This window comes from Alcanivorax quisquiliarum (assembly GCF_023051175.1).
In the GTDB taxonomy this organism is placed as follows: domain Bacteria; phylum Pseudomonadota; class Gammaproteobacteria; order Pseudomonadales; family Alcanivoracaceae; genus Isoalcanivorax; species Isoalcanivorax quisquiliarum.
Genome location: NZ_JALKII010000028.1, coordinates 1 through 1654, shown reverse-complemented (window position 1 = coordinate 1654; position 1654 = coordinate 1). Strand labels below are relative to the sequence as shown.

Below are 1654 nucleotides of genomic sequence, written 5' to 3'. Positions count from 1 at the left end.
ATCGACAAAATCTTTGTTGATTGGAAGATTAAGTTTGATGACCTTGCTGCTTAACTTGATGCCAGCCAAAAGGAATGCAGGAACTACTCAACTGAGCTCTTTAGGCTTAAGGGAGCTTATGAGGAAGGACAAGAACAACTTGAAGCTGTCCGCAGGGAGAACAAGAATCTCGCTGATGAAGTCAAGGATCTCCTTGATCAAATTGGTGAAGGTGGACGCAACATCCACGAAATTGAGAAACAGAGAAAGAGGCTTGAAGTTGAAAAGGATGAACTCCAAGCTGCTCTCGAGGAAGCTGAAGCCGCCCTTGAACAGGAAGAAAACAAGGTCCTCAGGGCCCAACTTGAACTTAGCCAGGTCAGGCAAGAAATCGACCGTCGCATCCAAGAGAAGGAAGAAGAATTCGAAAATACCAGGAAAAATCACCAACGTGCCCTCGACTCCATGCAAGCCAGTTTGGAAGCAGAAGCCAAGGGTAAGGCTGAGGCACTCAGGATGAAGAAGAAACTGGAAGCTGACATCAACGAGCTCGAAATTGCCCTCGATCACGCCAACAAGGCTAATGCTGAAGCTCAAAAATCCATCAAGAAATACCAGCAACAACTTAAGGATGTCCAGACCGCACTCGAGGAAGAACAAAGAGCCGGGGATGATGCCCGAGAACAATTGGGTATTGCTGAAAGGCGAGCCAACGCTCTTGGAAACGAACTCGAAGAATCCAGAACTCTCCTGGAACAGGCAGACCGCGGCCGTCGCCAGGCAGAACAGGAACTTACCGATGCTCACGAACAAATCAACGAACTCGCAGCTCAAGCCACTAGCGCTTCTGCTGCCAAGCGCAAGCTCGAAGGAGAGTTGCAGACACTCCATGCCGACCTCGACGAACTTCTCAACGAAGCCAAGAACTCAGAAGAGAAGGCTAAGAAGGCTATGGTTGATGCTGCGAGGTTAGCAGATGAACTCAGGGCTGAACAAGACCATGCCCAGACCCAGGAGAAACTCCGAAAGGCCCTCGAGACACAGATAAAGGAACTCCAAGTCAGACTGGACGAAGCCGAAAACAACGCCCTCAAGGGAGGCAAGAAGGCTATTGCCAAGTTGGAACAGAGAGTCAGGGAACTCGAAAACGAGCTTGACGGAGAACAGAGGAGACATGCTGATGCCCAGAAGAACCTCCGCAAATCTGAACGCAGGATTAAGGAGCTCAGCTTCCAATCTGATGAAGATAGGAAGAACCACGAACGCATGCAAGACCTTGTAGACAAACTCCAACAGAAGATCAAGACTTACAAGAGGCAGATTGAAGAAGCCGAAGAAATCGCTGCCTTGAACCTCGCCAAATTCCGCAAAGCCCAACAGGAACTTGAAGAAGCTGAGGAGAGAGCAGACCTTGCCGAACAGGCTGTTACTAAGCTGAGAACGAAAACTGGAGGCAGAGCTGGATCAACTGCAAGAGCCATGAGCCCAGTGAATCGCAACCCGATGAGGCCCCAGCTGGATGGCTCAGCTTTTCCACCACGATTCGACCTACACCAGGATGACTTTTAAATATTATTTATGATAGCTACGCAAAACAAACCCAAACACAATTAGGTATTTATTTTGAAATATGTAATTTAAGAATATTGTTAATAATTCCATAGCTAGTGTCCGC

1 pseudogene is annotated in these 1654 nt (G+C 48.2%); it reads left to right on the top strand.

From position 1 onward, the window contains the following. Window positions 1-120 precede the first annotated feature (120 nt). Window positions 121-1548: pseudogene (locus tag MU846_RS14835) on the top strand (hypothetical protein); the annotation flags it as partial. Between the last annotated feature and the right edge of the window lie 106 nt (window positions 1549-1654).